Origin of the sequence: Phytopseudomonas punonensis, from assembly GCF_900142655.1 — a bacterium.
Classification (GTDB): Bacteria; Pseudomonadota; Gammaproteobacteria; order Pseudomonadales; family Pseudomonadaceae; genus Aquipseudomonas; species Aquipseudomonas punonensis.
Genome location: NZ_FRBQ01000016.1, coordinates 25,999 through 47,069, shown reverse-complemented (window position 1 = coordinate 47,069; position 21,071 = coordinate 25,999). Strand labels below are relative to the sequence as shown.

The window sequence follows — 21,071 nt, the reverse complement described above, 5'->3', positions numbered from 1 at the left end:
AACGGTTGGTTGATTCTTTCGTCTCAACCGAGGCGCGCATCTTACAGCAGCCTCATTTCCTGTCAAGTTGTTTTTGAAGAACTTTTTCTTTCTTCTCAACACCTTGCAGCGCCCGACCAGATCATCTTCTCTCCAGCGGGAGGCGCATTCTACAGCGTTACAAACCGCTGTCAACACCCTCTTTTACCGCCTTCGATCACACCTGACCGAACCATCAACAGAACCACTCAAACCACCCTGTCGATGCCGGCGCATTCTACTCGAATTCGCCGTCCGTGCAACCTTTATTTTCGTCTAACTCGTTGATCTACAAGGAGTTTTCAGATCATGCTGCGCCGGAAGTGGTGCGCATTATAGGCCCCCACAGCTTCTGGTCAAGCGCTTATTTCAGTTTTCTGCGTTATGAGCCCGAGCTCGATAATCGAACGCTTTGTCTTACCTATATATAGAGGAGATATTGACCAAATTAACCGGTTAGTACATTTTTCACCCTACCCAACAGGGTGACTCCACAATAACAACAGGTAGCACCATGGCTCCCATCATCCTTATCCTCAACGGCCCGAACCTCAACATGCTCGGCACTCGCGAACCGGCGACCTACGGCCATGAGACCTTGGCCGACCTATCAAAGCTTTGCGCAGATACGGCCGAAGCGCTGGGTCTGGCCACTGAGTTCCGGCAGACCAATCATGAAGCCGAGCTAATCGACTGGATTCACAAGGCGCGGGGACGCTGCGCAGGCATCGTGATCAACCCGGCAGCCTGGACCCACACCTCAGTGGCCATACGCGATGCGCTGGTCGCTTGCGAGTTACCGGTAATAGAAGTGCATTTGTCCAACGTGCACAAAAGGGAAACCTTTCGCCACCACTCCTTCGTATCTCCTATCGCTCTGGGCGTGATCTGCGGCCTGGGCAGCGGTGGCTATCGCGCTGCACTTCAGCACTTCAGCCATCTTGTTAAGGAATAAGCCAATGACCACCAATACCCAAAGCATCCTGGCCGGCCTTATCGGCGCAGGCATTCAGGCTTCCCGAACGCCTGCCATGCACGAACATGAAGGCGACGCCCAAGGCATCCGCTACTTATATAGGCTGATCGACATCGACCAATTGAAGCTCGACAGCAGTGCCCTACCCGCCCTGTTGAGCGCTGCCGAACGTATGAGCTTTACCGGACTGAACATCACCTTCCCCTGCAAGCAGGCAATCATCCCTCTGCTCGATGAGCTTTCAGACGAAGCCAGAGGTATTGGCGCAGTCAATACGGTTGTATTCAAAGACGGCAAGCGTATTGGCCACAACACCGACTGCCTGGGTTTCCTGGAAGGTTTCCGGCGCGGGCTTGGTGACGTGCAGCGCCGTAAAGTCGTGCAAATGGGTGCAGGCGGCGCAGGTGCTGCGGTCGCTCACGCCTTGCTGAGTGAAGGCGTAGAGCAGCTGAGCATCTTTGACGTTGAGCTAGCGCGCGCCGAGGCATTGGCTGCCAACTTGAACAAACACTTCGGTTCGCAACGCGCTCAGGCTGGCGACGACCTCGCCTCCGCAATGTCGAACGCAGATGGTCTGGTCAATACCACCCCAATGGGTATGGCCAAGCTTCCAGGTATGCCGATTCCCAAAGAGCTGTTGCGCGCCGCCCTCTGGGTCGCGGAGATCGTTTACTTCCCACTCGAAACGGAGTTGCTTCGCGAAGCCAGAGCAATCGGCTGCAGAACGCTGGATGGTGGCAACATGGCGGTATTTCAGGCGGTGAAAGCATTCGAACTGTTCAGTGGCTCTGAAGCAGACGCGCAACGCATGCTCGACCACTTCCACAGCATGAATGCCTGATGCATATGGGCCGGCGAATTAGCCGGCCTTTTCAACGAGTGATGTAGCGCAACACTGCTTCGCAGATCATGGCCTTATGGCGCTGCTTGACTTGCTCATCCAGCAGATTGATCTGGAAGATTTCACCGAAAGTATGCCGGTTGGATACTCGATAGAAGCAAAACGAGCTGATCAGCATGTGCACGTCAACGGTAGTGAGGCCTTCGCGGAACAGGCCTTCCTGTTCTCCCCGCTTGAGCGTCTCCTCAAGTGCCTGCAGCACCACGTTGCTCATTCGGCGGATTTCCGGCGACTGTTTTACGTATTCGCCGTAATGGATGTTCTCGATACAGACAATGCGCACGAAATCCGAATTGCGGTCGTGGTGATCGAAGGTGAATTCGACCAGCCGGCGGATGGCATCGGGCGCGGGCAACTCATCGAGATGCAGGCGATGCTCCGTGCTACGGATATCGCCGTACAGCTTCAAGAGCACCTCGACATACAGTTGCTCTTTGCTGCCGAAGTAGTAGTAGATCATGCGTTTGGAGGTCGCTGTACGCTCGGCGATGGCATCGACCCGTGCGCCTGACAGGCCTTGCTGAACGAATTCGGTGATGGCGGCCTGCAGGATGTTCTCGCGGGTCTTTTCCGGGTTGTTCTTGCGCGGCTTGCGTGGCGCGGCGGCAACTGCCGGGCTCTGAGGCCCGAGGATAGTGGTCATGGAATCACTCATCATGGAATTCTTATTATTACTGCTGACGCAAAGCGGATGCAGGTACTGGCCTGCATCCGCCGGGGCACAACTTACAGCTTCGCCTGACGCACACTACCACTGCGCGCTTTAGCCATAGCGGCGAGACGCACTGCTACGTTAGCTGCGCCGTAGCCGACATAACCATTCTTGCGCTGGATGATCTCGAAGAAAAACCGCTCCTCGAAGGCTTCGGTGTACACATGGAAAAGCTCGCCGCCCTGAGCGTCGCGGTCATAGAGCACGTTGTAGTAGGCCAGCTCGCTGAGAAACTCGTCATCGAAATCGAAACGTGCAGCCAAGTCGTCGTAATAGTTGAGCGGAATGTCCAGCAGCGGCACGCCTGCTTCCTTAGCACGCTCGACTTCCTTGAAAATGTCTTCGCAGGAAAATGCGATGTGATGCACGCCAGAGCCGCGGTAACTCGATAGGGCATGAGCAATGGCGGTATTGCGGTTCTCCGAAATGTTCAGCGGCAAACGCACCGAGCTGCAGCGACTGCGCAATGCGCGGCTTTTCACCAGACCATACGGGTCTGGCAGCACCACTTCGTCGTCTGCCTCAAAATCCAGCAGGCTCTTGTAGAACAGTACCCAGCTGTCGAGGCTTTCGGCAGGCAACGCCAGCGCCATATGGTCGATACGCTGCAGGCTGCCGGTCGGAACCGCAGCAGGATCAAGTTTGAAGTCGCTATCGTAGATGGTCTCCCCCGCTTCGGCCTGATCAACCAGATAGATGAGGCTGCCATCAGGTGCGCGCATGGCGGGAATCTCCCGCTCGTTCGGGCCAACCAAACCACGATAAGGATGACCACGATAGTCGATCGCTCGCTGCAGCGCTGTGGCGCCGTCCTTTACCTTCAAGGCAGTGGCGCACAGCGATGGGCCATGGGCTTCGAAGAAACCATGGGCGAAAGAATATGGCTCGGCATTGAGCACGATATTGATATCGCCCTGGCGCAACAGGCTAACGTCCTTGGAGCGATGCTCACCGGCCTTTGCAAAGCCCAGTCGCTCGAGCCAACCGGACAGCTTAGCCCCTGCCGCCTCATCGACGGCAAACTCCAGAAACTCCACACCGTGGTAACGACTGGCGGGCGGCGTATCGAACAACAGGTCCAGATTTGGTGCCTGGGTGTCGGCTGCAAGCAGTTGGCGGGTCTTTTCTTCTAGATAGAGCAACGAGCGCAGGCCGTCGACCGCATTGGCACGCGGTGGCGCAGCTCGGAAGCCATCGTTGAAGATTTCCAGCGACAGCGGCCCGGTGTAACCGGTGCGGATGATCGGGGCGAGGAAGCCCGGCAGATCGAATTCACCCTGGCCTGGGAAGCAGCGGAAATGGCGGCTCCATTCCAGCACATCCATGGCCAGAACCGGCGCATCGGCCATTTGCACGAAAAAGATCTTGTTGCCTGGGATATCGGCGATGGCAGCCGGATCGCCTTTGAGTGAAAGCGTATGGAAGCTATCGAAGATCACACCCACCGCGGAGTGATCCACCTGGCGAACCAGGTTCCACACCTGCTGGTAAGTATTAACGTGCCGGCCCCAGGCCAGCGCCTCGTAGCCAATGCGCAGCCCGCGTGCACCAGCGCGCTCCCCCAGCAAGCGCAGGTCATCGACAAGAATTTCTTCATCGCCGAGCGAATCGGCGGCCACGTTGCTGCAGACCAGTACTAGGTCGGTACCCAGTTCCTGCATCAAATCGAACTTGCGTTCGGCGCGATCAAGATTGCGCTGCAGGCGATCACGGCGGCAGCCCTCGAAATCGCGGAACGGCTGAAACAGCGTGATGGCGATCCCCAGATCGGCGCACATCTTGCGCACATCACGCGGGCTGCCAGCGTAGTACAGCAGGTCATTCTCAAAGATTTCGACACCGTCGAAGCCCGCAGCCGCAATAGCTTCCAGCTTTTCGGGCAACGTGCCGCTCAGGGACACAGTGGCAATCGAGCGATGCATACTTCAGCTCCTTGTAGATTACGATCTCTGCGGATCGCGTTATGACCTGGGCCAACACCAGCAAGCGTAGCTATTAAAGGCATTCGAGCCTCTGGCTGCCCGCCGTTCAATGCAGCAGCCTACTACCTTCGAGGCTTTGATCGATTATTCGTGCCCCGGCGTGAGGCGGCAATTCAAAGTGTACGAACTAGTTAGTTTTTCGTGCGGTTATCGAACGAAAGGCCGTTTATCGAATTGACGCTATTTGATCGTTTGCAACACCATGTTTCCCACTGCAGCGCAAAATATCGTTCCGCGCGACCAGCAAGCAACCATGCATCATCCATAACAATTTCAATAAGAGTGCTCCCATGCTTACTTCCCAGCCCCTGCGTACCCGCATACCATTCGCACGCTTTTTGGCAACCACCCCGCCAACTGCTACGGCGCACGTCCAACCCTGACTCGCGACACTCCGCTCGATAATCCTGAAAGCGGGTTGACCGGCGCCACCACCAGGCCGGTCGCCTAACTCTGTGGCCAGAGCGCACTCCGGTGCCTCCTCGCTCAGCGCTCTAATAACAACGGAGACCATGATGGCTAAGCCCTCAAGTTCACAAGCCAAGAAAGCAACTGCCAGCGGCTGGGTCGGTTCAGCACTGGAGTATTACGATTTCTTCATCTACGCCCAAGCGGCTGCGTTGATATTCCCGCAGATCTTCTTTCCCAACACTGATCCGAAGATGGCCATCGTTGCCTCGCTGGCAACCTATGGCGTCGGCTATCTGGCTCGCCCAGTTGGCGCCTTCGTCCTAGGTCACTGGGGCGACACCCGCGGCCGCAAAAATGTGCTGCTGCTGTGCATGTTCCTGATGGGCATCTCCACTATGGCCGTTGGCCTGCTGCCGACCTATCACGATATCGGCCTACTGGCTCCAGCGATGCTGGTAGTGCTGCGCCTGATTCAGGGCTTTGCAGTGGCGGGTGAAATATCAGGCGCCAGCTCGATGATTCTTGAGCATGCCCCATTCGGACGGCGAGGCTTCTATGCCAGCTTCACGCTGCAGGGCGTACAAGCGGGCCAGGTACTGGCCGCCGCAGTATTCCTGCCGCTGGCGTACTTCATGCCGAGCGAAGCCTTTAACGACTGGGGCTGGCGGATTCCGTTCCTGCTCAGCGCTTTCGTACTGCTGGCAGGCTTCATCATCCGTCGTGAAGTCCATGAAACGCCTGCCTTCGTTAACGAAGAGAGCAAGCAGAAGATCGCCAAATCACCAATCTCCGAAGCGTTCAGCACCAGCTGGAGGACCATGTTCCTGGTTATGGTTATGGCCCTGATGAACGTGATCCCGGTAGTCGCAACCATCTTCGGTGGCGCTTACGCTGTGCAACCGGCCTACGGCATCGGCTTCGACAAGAGTATTTACCTGTGGATTCCGGTGGTCGGCAACATCGTCGCCGTGCTGGTGATTCCGTTCGTGGGCAACCTCTCGGACAAGATCGGCCGGCGCCCGACCATGATCACCGGTGCACTGGGCTCTGGCCTACTGGCCTTTGGTTACCTGTATGCGATCAGCATCGGTAGCGTGCCGCTGGCATTCATCATGTCGCTGCTGATGTGGGGCGTGGTTTATCAGGGCTATAACGCCGTGTTCCCAAGCTTCTACCCGGAACTGTTCCAGACCCGCTACCGCGTCTCGGCCATGGCCATTGCCCAGAACATCGGCACCATGCTGACCGCGATGCTGCCAGCAATCTTCGCTTTGGTAGCGCCGCCAGGCTCGGACAATATCCCTTGGATGATCGGTGGCCTGGCATTCGGCATCACCTGCCTGTGCGCCATTGCCGCCTTTATCGCTCCGGAAACCTACCGGATCCCGATGAGCGAGCTGGGTAAGCCAGGCGCCAAGCCGATGGACAAAGCTGAGTACGACGCTGCGCGCAGAAGCAGCGTGAAAGACGCCAGCCATTGATCAGCGTTAACGCGTAAAGCAAGAAGGCCCTTAATGGGCCTTCTTGCATTTCTGAGAGACTGAAACGTCAGCGCTTCCGGCGCTGCTGGTAGGCAGCAGCCAGGCCGCTCAGGCAGATAATGGCGATACCTACCTTGGCGCTGGTCTCCGGGTCGTGGCCAAACACCAACAGCCCAAGCAAACCGGCGAAGACGATCTGACAATAACCAAACGGTGCCAGCAGCGCCGGAGCAGCATGCCGGAACGCTTTGGTCAGCAGCAAATGAGCGAACATGCCACACGCACCAAGTGCCAGCATCAACGGCAAATGGTGCCACTGCGGCAATTGCCAGAAGAATGGCACCAGGCAGCTCATCAGCAGGGTGTTGAGCAAACCGGTGAAGAAGTTGCTAGTAGTTGGCGTGTCGTACTGACTGAGCAGCCGGGTGAGTATCTGATAGGCCGCAAAACAACTCGCCGAGCACAGCGGCAGCAACACTGCAGGGGTGAACAGCTCACCGCCCGGATGCACGATGATCAACACCCCTACGAAGCCAACCAGCACCGCTGCCCATTGACCACGGCTGACATGCTCCTTGAGCAACGGAACGGAAAGAGCGGTAACCAGCAATGGCGCAAGGAAGTTGACCGCGGTTGCCTCGGCCAACGGGATATAAAGCAGGCCGCTGGTGAAGAACAGGCTGCAGCCCAGCAAACAGACTGCCCGCAATGCCTGCAAACCTGGCCGCTTGCTACGTAAAACCCGCAGGCCTGACTGCGGCAGAAAGATGCCCGCCATCAGCAGGGTATGCACAACATAACGTGCCCACACCACCATGATCACCGGATAGAAACCGGACAGGTACTTGGACAGCGCGTCGTGAGTGGCGAACAGAAAGGTGGCCAACACGACAAGGCCAATGCCCTTTAGCGGGTGATTGACGCCAGATAGCGAACTGGGGGTACTCATGCAGCCTCTCGTGGTTGAGCGGATGACTTCACTCGGTAGCAGACTAACTATTTAGTCAGTCTGATCCTGATCAACAAGTTAAAACTGACGCGATCGATTCAGGTATGGGCTTAGCATAGGCAGGCAACCGGACTAACGACGCATTGGCTATATCGATATCGGCTCGGACGCATTCCACGGCAATTACGCCTGCCAGTAAATTCGGCGTGGAGCCTTCCCGGCTTACTGGAATGTAGGCCGGTAGACAGAGCAACAGCCCTGCCAAGTCACAACCACCTTCACCGGCAAAACGGCGTGTGATGCGGGCTTGGCAGAAAAATCGCTGCCCTCTCATCAGGTCGTGGTTCAGCCACATCGCAAGATTGGGCACAACACAGGCGCGATGGTTCCGCTTGGCGCAGCTTCTCGAGATACTCAGCGTAGCGTTTAAGATAGAGCGAATTTACTCGGGATGTATGCCCAATACTCCAGCCGCTAGAAGCGAACCGCAGCATCCCACCAGCCCCGCCTTCAATGGCCGAGCAGCAGCGAATAAATGGCGAGAGTCGCCAGCTCTACCTCGTAACTCGAGTGACGTAGCTCGCGAATAATGCTGACTAGTCGCATGTATTCCCCTCCTCACGAAGCCTCATAAAAGGCTTCAAGAGACCCGCCACATTTTGAAATAAACCCACGTGACACACCGGCCTGCAATCGTAGCGGGCTCTTTGAGCGCGCGCGATAATCAACGGCCGTCATTTGTACTAACTGGTTCGTTCCTGTTCGTTTATCGAACAGGAACGAGTTTTGCGAATTGAAATAGCTGGCATCACCGCACAGTATTCCCATCATCTTGCCGTGACTTGCCCGTTCCGCTGGCGACACTCACGACAACATGCCGCACCTATAAATATAAAAAGGTCATTCCATGCCACAGCTCAACACGGTATTCGTCCGTGCCAGGCAGATCTGCCTTGGCGCCCTCCGCTCGCTGATCAACACGCACAGCGATGACGCATCGTCATTCTCACCCAGCGCACTCGACCTGCTAAGGCCGCACGCCATTTCAAGCAGCGCCGCGCCGGTGACAACTCGAAACTGCACACGCCCCTGATTCTGGCAGCCCTGACGCAGCCAGAATGGCTGCTTGTGGAGTGACAATGAGCACATCGAAAAAAGTGCCGGTGGGCGAACGTACGTTCTGCGTTCTGCTGGTGATATTCAGCCTCGCTGTTCTGTATCAGGCCTACCTGATATCCGGGTTTTCCTCGATCAGCTCGCCGGGCGCCTTTCCCCTGGGGGTCGGCGCCGTGCTGCTGATCTCCGCCATGCGAGTGCTCTGGGAACTGCGCGGCAAGACGACTCACGGCGAAGGCTGGACAGCCTCGGCCAAGCGCTTCAGCCACGAACACTTCCCACGCCACATCGTGGTGTTCACCCTGCTCTCAGTGGCCTACCTGGCCGTCATCCAGTGGGCGAGCTTCTACGTCAGCACCTTCGCCTTCCTGATGTTTTCCATCGTCTATCTGCGACGCGGAAAGCTGCTGTCGGCCCTGCTGGCCAGCAGTGTATCGCTAGTGGCCATCTACCTGCTGTTCACCCTGGCGTTCAGCGTCTACCTGCCCTGAGGCGAGACTTTCCATGAGCGATACTTTTTCCTACCTGCTGATGGCCTGGATGGACCCCAACCTGCTGTTGCTGACAGCACTCGGCACCTTCGCCGGCATCTACATTGGCGCCATTCCCGGCCTATCAGTGACCATGGCGGTGTCCATCCTCGTCTCGTTCACCTTCTCCTGGGACGTCAATGACGCCCTGGCACTGATCGTCGGCATCTTCATCGGCGGCGTGTACGGCGGTTCGCGAAGCGCGATCCTGCTCAATATCCCGGGCGGGCCTTCCTCGGTAGCCACGTCTTTCGACGGTTATCCGTTGGCCAAACGTGGCGAGGCTGGTCAGGCGATCGGCCTGAGCACCGTAATGTCAGTGATTGGCGGCCTCGCCGGCACCGTGGTACTGGCCTGTGCCGCGCCCGTCCTGGGCGACCTGGCGCTGAAATTCGCGCCGCGCGATTATTTCCTGATCGCCGCCATCGGTCTGATGCTAGTGGGTAGCCTGGCTGAAGGCAGCCTGGCCAAGGGCATCTTCGCCGCCGCGCTGGGCGCGATCATCGGCCTGATCGGCATGGATCCGGTCACAGCCCAGGGCCGCTTCACTCTGGGACAAATGGAGTTGATGGGCGGCATTCACTACGTGGTGGTGATGATCGGCCTGTTCGGTGTGGCGGAAGCCCTGTACCAGCTGCACAACCTCGGCAGCGCAGCGGTCCGGCAGAACGTCAGCAAGATCGTTCCGCCGCTGGCGATGGTGCTCAAATTTCTGCCCTTGTCGCTGCGTACCTCGGCCATCGGCGTGGTAATCGGCGCGCTGCCTGGCGTAGGAGGCGACATCGCCGCTCTAATGGCCTATGACCATGCCAAACGCACCGTGAGGAATCCGAGCCGCCCCTTTGGCGAAGGCGCCTACGAAGGCCTGGTCGCACCGGAAACCGCCAACAGCGCGGCAGTGGGCAGCGCCTATGTGCCAATGCTGACTCTGGGCATGCCTGGCGACGCCGTAACGGCCGTGATCATCGGCGCGCTGGTGATTCACGGCCTCAATCCCGGGCCGATGCTGATGGTCGAGAACCCCCACATCTTCTGGTTCACCGTCGGCAACCTGGCGCTGGCCAACATCTTCCTGCTGATCTTCGGGCTGATGGGCATCAAGTTGTTCGCCAAGGTCGTCGAGCTGCCCAAGGCCATGCTTATTCCATTAATCCTGGTGCTCTGCACCGTCGGCGCCTACTCACTGAACAGCAGCATGACCGAGGTGTACTGGATGCTAGGTTTTGGCGTGCTGGGCTACTTCCTCAAGGCGTTCGGCTTTCAAATGGGACCAATTATTCTGGGCGTCATTCTCGGCCCACTGATGGACACCTCCTACCGTCAGGCCATGGCTTCGGTGGGCGACAATCCCCAGGAGTTGTTGCTCGAACTGGTCAACAGCCCGGTATCGCTGATTCTCAGCACAGCACTGTTGCTGGTTCTGATGAGCAACACACCGCTATTCGGCTGGCTCAAGGGCAAGTTCAAAGGATCCTCGATTCAACCCTGATGCACCCGCGTCACGCATGCCCGGAAACGGATATATAAAAACAACCAATGGAGAGTCTCCAACATGCTCAAGCAACTACTTACCGGCGTCGCATTTTCCCTTAGCGCACTGACGCTTGCCCTACCCGCCCATGCCGAATATCCGGAGCGCAGCATCCAGGCGGTAATTCCCTGGGGCGCCGGCGGTGCCACCGATAACGTGATGCGCAGCCTGGCGCCCTATGTCGAGAAGGAACTGGGCACCAAGCTGATCCTCAACAATCGCCCCGGCGGCACCGCCGTGATCGGCAGCAGCTACGTGATGCAGCAGAAGCCCAATGGCTACACCCTGCTGCTCGGCGCCGAAAATCCGCAGCTTTACCCGGTTCTCGGGCTGGCCAAGTTCGACTACAGCGATTTCTACCCGGTCAACATCATTGGCCAGAACGTGGTGGTGATCGCCACCAACGCCGACAGCTCGTTCAACTCCATGGCCGATCTGCTAGCCGCCGCCAAAGAAAAACCCGACACCCTGCGCATGGGCTCTACCGGCGCCGGCGGCCTGCCGAGCACTGTGCATGCCATGGTCAACGCGGTTGGCGAACTGAAAGTGCGTGAAGTGACCTTCGGTGGCGACGGCCCTGGCATCACCGCATTGATGGGCAAACACATCGACTTCATGCCGCTGAGCCTGGCAGCCGCCCAGGAACTGGTGCGCTCCGGCAAACTCAAGGCACTCGCCGTACTGGCTGCCGACGAAGTACCGGAACTGCCAGGCGTCGAACCGATCACCAAAGCACTGCCTGACATCGCCGAGTACCTGCCGTGGGGCCCGTTCTGGGGCGCCTTCGTCCACAAAGACACCCCGGACGACATCAAGCAGAAGCTGGTCGAAGCCTACTCTAAAGCAGTCGCCAACGAAGAGTTCCAAGGCTTCCTGAAGAACTACGGGGCGCAGAGCCTGAACCTCAACGGCGCCGAGGCCGAGCAGTTCCTCAAACGCTGGCAGTCGGTTACCGCTTGGTCGATGTACAAGGCCAAGGCCATCGAAATCTCGCCGGACAGCGTCGGTATCGCGAAGCCCTGATACACCGGCTGGGCAGGCAAGCTGCCCAGCCTTTGTAAACCCGGAAGCCCTAGCCTGGGCTTCCGCCACTCGATGACAGCTAACAATTTCCGCATAGGCGGCAGGGCATCTGCGTCCTGAAAAAAGGAAAACAGTCATGAATCTGATCGCAACAGCAGTTCGCGGCAACCTCCTGTTGACGCCCTCGCTACTAGCGTTTGCAGTAGCTTGTGCGCTGCCGGTAAGCGCACATGCAGAAGGTTTCGTTGAAGATGCCAAGGTCACGCTTGGTCTGCGCAACTACTACTTCAACCGCAATTACCTCAACGGCACCGACCCGGTAATCCGCGGCGAGCGCCAGGGCCAGGCCGAAGGCTGGACGCAGAGCTTCATTCTGGATGCTCGCTCCGGTTACACCGCCGGCACTGTCGGCTTCGGCCTCGACGTGCTTGGTCTGTACAGCGTGAAGTTGGACGGCAACCGTGGTGCCGCTAACACCCAGTTGATGCCCATCCATGATGACGGCGAGGCTGCCTACGACTTCGGTCGAACCGCCGTAGCGGCCAAGGCGAAAATTTCCAAAACCGAGCTGAAAGTTGGTGAATGGTTTGCCGTTCTACCAATACTGCGCGCTGACGATGGTCGCTCCCTGCCGCAAACCTTCCAGGGTGCTCAACTAACTTCCAGTGAAATAGACGGCCTGACCCTGTATGGCGGCCAATTCTGGAGGAACAGCCAGCGTAACGACGCCAGCCGCGAGGCCATGACCTACAACAACATCAAAGGTGATGACTTCAACTTCGGTGGTGGGGAATTCAAGTTCAACGGCAACAACACCATGGTCGGCCTGTGGCACGCGCGCCTGGAAAACATCTACCAGCAGAGCTACCTGCAGCTGACTCATACTCAGCCGGTCGGTGACTGGGTGCTGGGCGCCAACCTGGGCTATGTGGACGGCAAAGACGAAGGCGCTGCCAAGGCCGGCCGGCTGGATAACAAGGTATACCAAGGCAGCTTCTCGGCCAAAACTGGCAACAACACCTTCACGCTGGCCTACCAGAAGCTCAATGGCTCGACCAAATTCATGCGCGTAGACGGCACCAGCGGTGGCACCCTGGTCAACGACGGTTTCACCAACAGCTACGACGCACCTAACGAGCGCTCCTGGCAGGTGCGCCATGACTACAACTTTGCTGGCCTTGGTATTCCAGGCCTGACCATGATGAACCGCTATGTGAGCGGCGACAGCATCCATACCACCGATGGTCGCAAGGATGGCGAAGAGTGGGGCCGCGAATCCGAACTGGCCTACACCATTCAAGATGGCACCCTGAAAAACCTCAGCGTCCGCTGGCGCAACTCCGACGTCCGTCGTGACGTTGGTCAGGATCTTCACGAAAACCGCCTGATCTTCAACTATCCGCTGTCGATTCTGTAACCCGCAACTCTCTCCAGTGTCACCTCTTTTGCCCGTCTTCGTGACGGGCTTTTTTATGGCACACACGAAAGATCGCTTACCTGCGATTAAGAAAATAGGACAGCAAAAAGCGCCGCTACGGTGGGTACCGAGCGCCGAGGCGATATTCAGAAAGAGGCGACCTGAACAGGTCTGAAAATGGAGGCGACCCTACCAGCCACACCCCGGCACACAATGTTCCCGCTGTGGCTGCTTCCTTCCGGATCTGACCAGGTTCACGGGTAATCGTTGCGGGGGGACCGGCAGGGCCACCATAACGCTGCTCACCTTGCAGTGAGCCGGCGCCATTGTACCGGCTTGCGCCGAACTTACAACTGCTTCAAGCACTTAGCATGTATCCGGGTGGCTAGACGCGGAATCGCCCAACCAATCGCGCCAGGTCGCTGGACAGCTCGGACAGACGCTGGCTGGCCTCTGTGCTCTGCTGCGAGGTATGCGCCGCCTCGTTGGACAACTCGCGGATATCAGTGATGTTGCGAGCGATTTCCTCGGTGACGCTGCTCTGCTGTTCACAGGCGGTAGCGATCTGCGCGGTCATGTCGTTGATGCGCTGCAGTGAATCACTGGTATCGCTCAACGCCTGATCCACGCCTGCCGCCTGCTCGACACTTTCGCGCGCCTTCAAACTGCCGGAGTGAGTGGCCTTGACGGCGTTCTGCACGCCGCCCTGCAAGCGCTGAATCATGTCCTGAATGTCGGTGGTCGACTGCTGGGTACGCGCCGCTAGTGCACGCACTTCGTCAGCCACCACAGCGAATCCTCGCCCTTGCTCTCCAGCCCGCGCGGCCTCGATGGCGGCGTTGAGAGCCAGCAGGTTGGTTTGCTCGGCGATGCCACGAATGACTGCCAGCACCTCGCCAATCCGGCCGGCTTCCTGCTCAAGTGCCTGGATACTCTGCGAGGCGCTTTCGACCTCGCCCGCCAGGTGGCGAATTGTCTGGATGGTTGCGCCGACCACCCGCGCGCCTTCTCGCGATTGGCTCTCGGCGTGGCGAACGGTGTCAGCTGCGCCTTGGGCACTGCGCGCGACTTCGTGTACCGCTGCGCTCATTTCTGTAGCTGCCGTGCTGACTTGGTCGACCGCCGCATGTTCGCTGTTGATCAGCCGATCATTTGTCGCAGCCATCACTGCCAGACCTTGTGCCGCATTGGCGACCTCACCGGTGACGCGTCCTACGTCGCTGATCATAGGGTGAAGTTTGTCGAGAAAGCGGTTGAACGTTGCGCTGAGCCGGCCTAGCTCATCGCGCGAAGACACTTCCAGGCGCACACGTAGATCGCCGTCGCCATCGGCAAGCTCTTCAAGTCGGTTGAGCAAGCGATACAGCGGGCCTGTCACCAGTCTCGGGAAAACGATGATAAGCAGCAGGCACACCAGTAACCCGCTCAGCACCGCCGCGCCGAGCTGCCAGCCCAGGCGCTCGCCTTGGACTATGGCCGCAGTGCCAACATTATTGGCGCCCTGGTCTTCCAGCTCGCCGAGCTTGTTGATCACCTCGCGCATGGCATCGAACTGCGCCTCGCTTTCACCAAAACTAAGCCGCGCAGCTGCGGCCGCGTCCGTACCTATCAGTTGCATGACCTGGGCAGCGCTGCGTTCCCAGGCAGAGAACGCGCGCTCGAAGTCGCCTACCAGACGCAAGGCTTCATCGCCAGGCTGCAACTGCGCGTAGGCACGCACACGATCGGCAGCCTGCTTGACGTTTTCGGCCTGGGACTGACGCAGATCGGCGATGTGCTCGCGAGCACCGTCACTGAGCAGGCTGCGCTCGGCGACCAGCGCCTGGTACAGATCACGATCGGCGTTGAGCAGCAAGCTCACGCCGGGCAGAAACTGATGAGTCATGCGGTTGCTGGCACCGACCACCTGGCCGATGCCCCAGATGGCCAGGCCGCCCATCAGCACCAGCAGCAGCGCCAGGAAGATGATCGGCAAGGCAATCTTCGAACGAAATCCAAGATCGGCGAATGAGCGCAGCATGACTTCCCCCAGCAGAACCAATACGGCTCTGGCGACTGTTTTCAGGAGAATAGCCCTCTTTATCGCAACAGAGAGGCAAACCGCCAGTATCTTTACGCGAACTTAACAGCCCTGAGCACAGGCGATAAAAGGTCGCAAGCGCCCGAATTTGAGCACTAGGGCGGAATTAACCGGGAGAGGCTGGGTCACAATGAAGCCTGACCGATCGCGCATAAGTAACTCGATCGATCGCCTATGATGCACAGGCATTATTCGATGCCAGATTTTTCATCCCCAAGGAGCTATTACATGGCCATTACCAAAGACCAATTGATCGGTGACATCGCTGAAGCCATCGACTCGCCGAAGACCACTGTCCGCGCGGCCCTCGATCAACTCAGCGAGATCGTCAGCGACGCCTTGGAAAATGGTGGTGAAATCACCCTGCCGGGTATCGGCAAACTGAAAGTCAGCGAGCGTCCGGCCCGCACTGGTCGTAACCCGCAGACCGGCAAAGCCATCGAAATCGCTGCCAAGAAAGTAGTGAAGTTCGTACCGGCCAAAGCCCTGACCGACGCGGTCAACTGATCCATCGGCGGGGCGCCGAAGCGCGCCCCGCTGCTTTCTAGCAACACGCCCCTCTCGATAAGTCTGAACCCCTACCCGCCTGCTGCCTCAAACGACGACATCCGTCAGACGCAGGTTCGTCATGCCCGCCGACCGCGAACTCACCTTCCGCGCCCTGTTTTCAGGCGTGCTGCTTGGCGCCTTGCTGACGCCATCGAATATATATTCAGGCCTGAAGATCGGCTGGTCATTCAACATGTCGATCATCGCCCTGCTGGTCAGTTATGGCATCTGGCAGAGCCTGGTGCGCTGGCGCCTTGGCACGGCCTGGAGCATGCGTGAAAGCAACATCAACCAAACCACCGCGTCAGCTGCCGCCTCGATCATATCTGGCGGCCTGGTCGCGCCGATTCCCGCCTACACCCTGCTGACCGGCCAGCAACTGCCCACCCTGCCGCTGATGGCCTGGGTATTCTCGGTGAGCTTTCTGGGTATCTGGGTAGCCTGGTACCTGCGCCGCAGCATGGTCGAGGACACCCGCCTGCGCTTTCCAGAGGCGGTCGCCACCCTGGAAACCATGCAGCAGGTCTATAACCATGGCCGTGACGCCCTGCATCGGCTTTACGTACTCGGCGCGGCCGCCTTGCTTGGCGGACTGGTCAAGTGGGCCGATACCTTCATCTACACCGTGCCGCGTTGGTCGCCCAGTGCGCAATTGGAGCGGCTGACCTTCAACCTCGACCCATCGCCGCTGCTGATCGGCTTTGGCGGCATCATCGGCATTCGCGTCGGCCTTTCACTACTACTCGGCGCGCTGATCGCCTGGGGCAGCCTGGCGCCCTGGCTGCTCAGCAGCGGCCTGGTGCCGCTCTCCGATGATGCCAGCGGCCCACAGTTCGGCCCTTTGGTGGAATGGCTGCTGTGGCCCGGTGTGACACTGCTGGTCTGCGCCACGCTAACCGCGCTGGCCGTACGTTTTGTGGCAAGCCGGCGGGTAGCACGCGTCGCGGGTACAACAACGCGGCAGGCGCCCGCGAAGCTGCCGCTGCTTATGCTGCTCTTGGCATCTCTGCTGGTTCTCGCGCTGCAGGTGCTGCTGTTCGATATCGACCCGCTGATGGCGCTGCTCAGCGTGCCCCTGGCAGTCGCCCTCGCCTGCATGGCGGCGCGGGTGGTCGGCGCGACCGGCATTCCGCCGATTGGCGCCACCGGACAGCTGTCGCAGCTGACCTTCGGGGTAATTGCACCGGGGCAGATCAGCGTCAACCTGATGGCAGCCAACACCGCGGGCGGCGCAGCGGGGCAATGCACCGACCTGCTCAACGACTTCCGGGTTGGCCATGCCATCGGTGCCAAGCCTTACAACCAATTGATCGCTCAGTGCCTGGGCATTCTCGTCGGCAGCATCGTCGGCGTGCTGGTCTACCAGATCCTGATTCCCGACCCACAGAGCATGCTGATCAGTCAGCAATGGCCAGCTCCGGCCGTGGCCACCTGGAAGGCGGTGGCCGAAGTGCTGGGCTACGGCCTCGATTCGCTCGACACCAGCATCCGCTGGGCCATGCTGATTGGCGCGCTGTGTGGTGCGCTATTCGGAATTCTGGAAGCGAGCCTGCCAGTGCAGTCGATCTACGCCCGGCTGCTGCCGAGTTCGGCCGCCTTTGGCCTGGCCTTCATTATCCCGGCGTCAATTTCGCTGATGATGTCAATCGGCGCCCTGCTCGCCTGGGTGGTTCAATCGCGCTGGCGCAGCCTGGGCGAACGCTTCACCATCGCGGCCGCAGCCGGCCTGGTGGCCGGGGAAAGTATCGTCGGGGTCGGGGCGTCGTTCTGGATGATGCTGGCGGGTGGCTAGACGCTGGTGGCAAGCCAGCTCCTACACAAACCGTCCAGACATACCTATAGGAGCCCACTTACGGGAGAAAACAATCGCGGGCAAGTCGGCTTCTACACTGATCGTATTGATCGGCAACCGCCCGTAGCCTGGCGTTGAGCGAGGCGATACCCAGGGCATCCCGAGTGTCACTGCGCTCGACCCGGGCTACTACTCGGCGTTGATGCCGAAATCCGCCAGTTTGGCGATAAAGGTCTGTTCATCGAGCACCAGAACGTTCAGCTCGGTAGCCTTGGCCAATTTCGAGCCAGCGCCGGGGCCGGCGACCACGTAGGTGGTTTTGGCCGATACAGAGCCAGCGACCTTGGCGCCGAGGGCTTCCAGTTTCTCTTTGGCGATATCGCGGCTCATCACTTCCAGGCTGCCGGTGAGCACCCACGTCTGGCCGGCCAGCGGTAGGCCTTCGACCACCTTTTTCTCGCTCTCCCAGTGCATACCGAAATCACGCAGCTGTGCTTCGATTGCTCGTGCACGCTCGGTATTTTCAGTGTTGGCAAAGAACTCGCGTACCGATTGCTTGGCCTTCTCGTTGAGCCCCTTCATGGCGCTCAGATCGAGCCAATCAGCGGAAATCACCCCGTCGAGGCTCTTGAAGCGCTCGGCCAGATTCTTCGCGCCGGTTGCTGCGACGAAGGGAATGTTCAGCTTGTCGAGCAAGCCACCCAGCGTGGTGCTGGCGGCAAACTCGGCGGACAGCTCGCCCTGGTCCTGCAACTCCAGGCCACGTTCAAGCAGGTGCTTGATCACGGTCTGATTGTGCTCATCTTCGAAGAAGCTGTGAATCTCGTGGGCAACCTCCAGACCGATGTCCGGCAGATAGGTCAGCACCTCGGGCAGCGCCTGGATAACGCGCTCCAGCGAACCCAGCGAGCGCGCCAGCACCTTGGCAGTTTCCTCACCGACATCCGGGATACCGAGCGCGTAGATGAAACGCGCCAGACTCGGGCGCTTGCTGTCGGCGATAGCGTCGAGCAGTTTGCGGCTGGAGACTTCGGCAAAGCCCTCTAGGCCGACGATCTGCTCGAACTGCAGGGTGTAGAGATCAGCCGGCGAGCCGACCAGGCCTTCATCGACCAACTGCTCGACGCTCTTCTCGCCCAGGCCTTCGATATCCATGGCACGGCGCGAGACGAAATGGATGATCGCCTGCTTGAGCTGAGCCGCGCACGCCAGGCGCCCGACGCAGCGGTACACGGCGCCTTCGCTGACCGTTTCGCGGCCCTTGCTGCGCTTGATCAACTGGGTGCGCTCGACTGCCGAGCCACACACGGGGCATTGTTCAGGCACGGCGACCGGGCGGGCGTCCTCGGGACGACGATCAGTGACGACCTGCATGACCTGCGGAATCACATCCCCCGCGCGACGGATGATCACGGTGTCGCCGATCATCACGCCGAGGCGCGCTACCTCATCCATGTTGTGCAGCGTCGCGTTGGACACCGTCACCCCGGCCACCTTGACCGGCTTGAGACGGGCGACGGGCGTCACGGCACCGGTGCGGCCAACCTGAAATTCCACGTCGAGCAGCTCGGTCAGTTCCTCCATGGCGGGAAACTTGTGGGCAATGGCCCAGTGCGGCGTGCGTGCGCGGAAGCCCAGCTGTTGCTGGTCCTCGATGTTGTTGACCTTGAAAACCACGCCGTCGATGTCATAGGCCAGGCCCATGCGCCGCTCGCCGATATCGCGGTAATAGGCCAGGCAGTCTTCGACACCCTTGGCCAGCTTCAATTCGGGGCTGATGGGAATGCCCCAGGTCTTCAGCCGCTGCAGCATGCCGACCTGAGTGGTGGCCGGCTCGGCACTGTGCTGGCCGAGGCCGTAGCAGCAGAATTCCAGCGGGCGACTGGCGGTGATCTTCGAGTCCAGCTGGCGCAGGCTGCCAGCTGCGGCGTTACGCGGGTTAGCGAAGGTCTTGCCGCCAATCTCGGCCTGGCTGGCGTTAAGGCGCTCGAAGCCGGCGCGGGACATGTACACCTCGCCGCGCACTTCCAGCACATCCGGCCAGCCGGTGCCATGGAGTTTGAGCGGCACGTTGCGGATGGTGCGCACATTGACGCTAATGTCTTCCCCAGTGGTGCCATCGCCACGTGTGGCGCCACGCAACAGCTTACCATCGCGATACAACAGGCTAACCGCCAGGCCGTCGAGCTTAGGCTCGCAGCTGTATTCGACTTCGGCGCCACCACCAAACAGATCGCCGCCCTGCACACCAAGGCCGTTCTGCACACTGCGGTCGAAGGCGCGCAAATCGTCTTCCTCGAAGGCGTTGCCAAGGCTGAGCATCGGCACTTCGTGGCGTACCTCGCCAAATGCGCTCAACGCTTCGCCGCCCACGCGCTGGGTTGGCGAATCCGGCGTTACCAGTTCAGGATGTTCGGCTTCAAGAGCCTGCAACTCGCGAAATAGCCGGTCATATTCGGCGTCTGGCACGCTCGGCTCGTCGAGCACGTAGTAGCGATAGTTGTGCACATCCAGTTCGGTGCGCAGTTCGATGATGCGTTGGGCGGAGTCTTTCATGGGGTAGTTCTCGACAAATTACGACAGCAGCACAGAAATGAAAAACCCCAAGCCAAGCGCGCGGCTTGTAGCTTGGGGCTCGCAGCTTGCAGGGCTGCTTAGCGCTTCTGGGTCAGCAGTCGGCGTTCATATTCGACGATACGCTGGCGGTAGTGTTCGATGGTTTGCGCGGTAAGCACGCTGCGCTGGTCATCCTTCAACTCGCCGTTGAGCTCGTGAGCCAGCTTGCGGGCTGCGGCGACCATCACGTCGAAGGCCTGCTTGGGATGACGCGGGCCTGGCAAGCCGAGGAAGAAGCTCACAGCGCGGGTGCTGAAGCCTTCGATATCGTCCAGGTCGAAGGTGCCGGGCTTCAGGGCATTGGCCATGGAGAACAGCACTTCACCGTTGCCGGCCATGCTTTCGTGACGATGGAAGATATCCATCTCACCGAAACGCAGACCACTTTCCAGAATGTTCTGCAGCAGCGCAGGGCCTTTGAAGCCTTGCTCGTCGCGGGCAATGACGTTGATGACCAATACTTCGTCGACCGGAGCCTGATCCTTGCTAGCCGATTTGGCGGAAGCGCTGTCGCGGGAGTTGTCTTCGTCGTCGACCGGCGTGAGCAGCATCGGTACCGGTTCGTCAGCGATCAGATCCAGGTCACCCTGGCGCGGCTCGCCACGACGGCGGCTGTTGACGTCGCGTGCACTCATCGACGGCAAATCGTCTTCATCCAGCGAGGGTTCGTTGTTGCGCTCGATCACCCGGGGCGGGCTGAGCACGTCGGGGTCCCCTTCGTCATCGGGCAAATTGGACACACTGCGATCCAGGCGGAACTTCAGTTTGCCTTTGCCACCACGCATCCGCCGCCAGCCATCGAAAAGGATGCCGGCGATGACGATGATACCGATGATGATCAGCCACTCGCGTAGACCGAATTCCATGAAATGTCCTGACCCCTAAAGCAAAAATTGATTAAAAAAGGCGTCCTGGCCCGTACTGATAACCTTGAAACGTGGCGCCAACTCCATGTTCTGAATGGCGTTTTCCCACGTGCAACAAAAG

16 protein-coding genes and 1 other RNA gene are annotated in these 21,071 nt (G+C 59.2%); 10 read left to right on the top strand and 7 right to left on the bottom strand.

The features are described from left to right. The 3 genes from BUC40_RS23040 to BUC40_RS22340 form a co-directional block, all read left to right on the top strand. Positions 1-306 (top strand): hypothetical protein (locus tag BUC40_RS23040; RefSeq protein WP_208605800.1); only part of this gene is annotated, 306 nt, incomplete at its 5' end. 226 nt (positions 307-532) lie between these two features. Further along, a complete protein-coding gene (gene aroQ, locus BUC40_RS22345) occupies positions 533-973 on the top strand; it encodes a type II 3-dehydroquinate dehydratase (protein ID WP_073269001.1) in 441 nt (146 codons plus the stop codon). Between the two features lie 4 nt (positions 974-977). Further along, a complete protein-coding gene (locus tag BUC40_RS22340) occupies positions 978-1,835 on the top strand; it encodes a shikimate dehydrogenase (protein ID WP_073269000.1) in 858 nt (285 codons plus the stop codon). A 31-nt stretch (positions 1,836-1,866) separates the two neighbouring features. Here the strand turns inward: BUC40_RS22340 and BUC40_RS22335 are convergent, their stop codons facing one another. Both BUC40_RS22335 and quiC read right to left on the bottom strand, forming a co-directional pair. Then, positions 1,867-2,538 carry a TetR/AcrR family transcriptional regulator gene (locus BUC40_RS22335; RefSeq protein WP_425272950.1) on the bottom strand — a complete coding sequence of 224 codons (672 nt, stop codon included), beginning with the start codon at positions 2,536-2,538 and terminating at the stop codon, positions 1,867-1,869. Positions 2,539-2,621: 83 nt separating this feature from the next. Beyond that, positions 2,622-4,529, bottom strand: coding sequence for a 3-dehydroshikimate dehydratase QuiC (quiC, locus tag BUC40_RS22330; protein WP_073268998.1), 1,908 nt, complete (start codon positions 4,527-4,529; stop codon positions 2,622-2,624). Positions 4,530-5,104: 575 nt separating this feature from the next. Here quiC and BUC40_RS22325 point away from each other — a divergent pair. Then, on the top strand, positions 5,105-6,481 hold the full coding sequence (locus tag BUC40_RS22325; RefSeq protein WP_073268997.1) for an MFS transporter: 1,377 nt from the start codon (positions 5,105-5,107) through the stop codon (positions 6,479-6,481). Between the two features lie 67 nt (positions 6,482-6,548). Here BUC40_RS22325 and BUC40_RS22320 read toward each other — a convergent pair whose 3' ends face one another. Beyond that, positions 6,549-7,430, bottom strand: a complete 882-nt coding sequence (locus BUC40_RS22320; RefSeq protein ID WP_073268996.1) for a DMT family transporter — start codon at positions 7,428-7,430, stop codon at positions 6,549-6,551. 1,139 nt (positions 7,431-8,569) lie between these two features. Here BUC40_RS22320 and BUC40_RS22315 point away from each other — a divergent pair. The 4 genes from BUC40_RS22315 to BUC40_RS22300 all read left to right on the top strand — a co-directional run bounded on the left by BUC40_RS22315 (position 8,570) and on the right by BUC40_RS22300 (position 13,047). Further along, entirely contained in the window at positions 8,570-9,037 is a 468-nt protein-coding gene (locus tag BUC40_RS22315; RefSeq protein WP_073268995.1) for a tripartite tricarboxylate transporter TctB family protein, read from the top strand. A gap of 13 nt (positions 9,038-9,050) precedes the next feature. Beyond that, positions 9,051-10,565 (top strand): tripartite tricarboxylate transporter permease, encoded by a 1,515-nt coding sequence (locus tag BUC40_RS22310; protein WP_073268994.1) that lies wholly within the window; start codon positions 9,051-9,053, stop codon positions 10,563-10,565. A gap of 63 nt (positions 10,566-10,628) precedes the next feature. Beyond that, positions 10,629-11,630, top strand: coding sequence for a tripartite tricarboxylate transporter substrate binding protein (locus tag BUC40_RS22305; protein WP_073268993.1), 1,002 nt, complete (start codon positions 10,629-10,631; stop codon positions 11,628-11,630). A 136-nt stretch (positions 11,631-11,766) separates the two neighbouring features. Continuing rightward, the gene (locus BUC40_RS22300; RefSeq protein WP_083593681.1) at positions 11,767-13,047 is read left to right on the top strand and encodes an OprD family porin; all 1,281 of its coding nucleotides are present in this window, start codon (positions 11,767-11,769) and stop codon (positions 13,045-13,047) included. A gap of 187 nt (positions 13,048-13,234) precedes the next feature. On the opposite strand, the gene ffs is transcribed toward BUC40_RS22300, so the two are convergent. Both ffs and BUC40_RS22290 read right to left on the bottom strand, forming a co-directional pair. Continuing rightward, an RNA gene (gene ffs, locus BUC40_RS22295) (signal recognition particle sRNA small type) lies at positions 13,235-13,331 on the bottom strand. Positions 13,332-13,432: 101 nt separating this feature from the next. Beyond that, positions 13,433-15,067 (bottom strand): methyl-accepting chemotaxis protein, encoded by a 1,635-nt coding sequence (locus BUC40_RS22290; protein WP_073269002.1) that lies wholly within the window; start codon positions 15,065-15,067, stop codon positions 13,433-13,435. A 288-nt stretch (positions 15,068-15,355) separates the two neighbouring features. Here BUC40_RS22290 and BUC40_RS22285 point away from each other — a divergent pair, with 288 nt between their 5' ends. After that, positions 15,356-15,634, top strand: a complete 279-nt coding sequence (locus BUC40_RS22285; RefSeq protein WP_073268992.1) for an HU family DNA-binding protein — start codon at positions 15,356-15,358, stop codon at positions 15,632-15,634. Between the two features lie 121 nt (positions 15,635-15,755). Then, a complete protein-coding gene (locus BUC40_RS22280; RefSeq protein WP_073268991.1) occupies positions 15,756-17,468 on the top strand; it encodes an OPT family oligopeptide transporter in 1,713 nt (570 codons plus the stop codon). Positions 17,469-17,657: 189 nt separating this feature from the next. Here BUC40_RS22280 and ligA read toward each other — a convergent pair whose 3' ends face one another. Further along, on the bottom strand, positions 17,658-20,024 hold the full coding sequence (ligA, locus tag BUC40_RS22275) for an NAD-dependent DNA ligase LigA (protein WP_073268990.1): 2,367 nt from the start codon (positions 20,022-20,024) through the stop codon (positions 17,658-17,660). Between the two features lie 98 nt (positions 20,025-20,122). Further along, entirely contained in the window at positions 20,123-20,950 is an 828-nt protein-coding gene (zipA, locus tag BUC40_RS22270; RefSeq protein WP_073268989.1) for a cell division protein ZipA, read from the bottom strand. Positions 20,951-21,071: the final 121 nt, after the last annotated feature.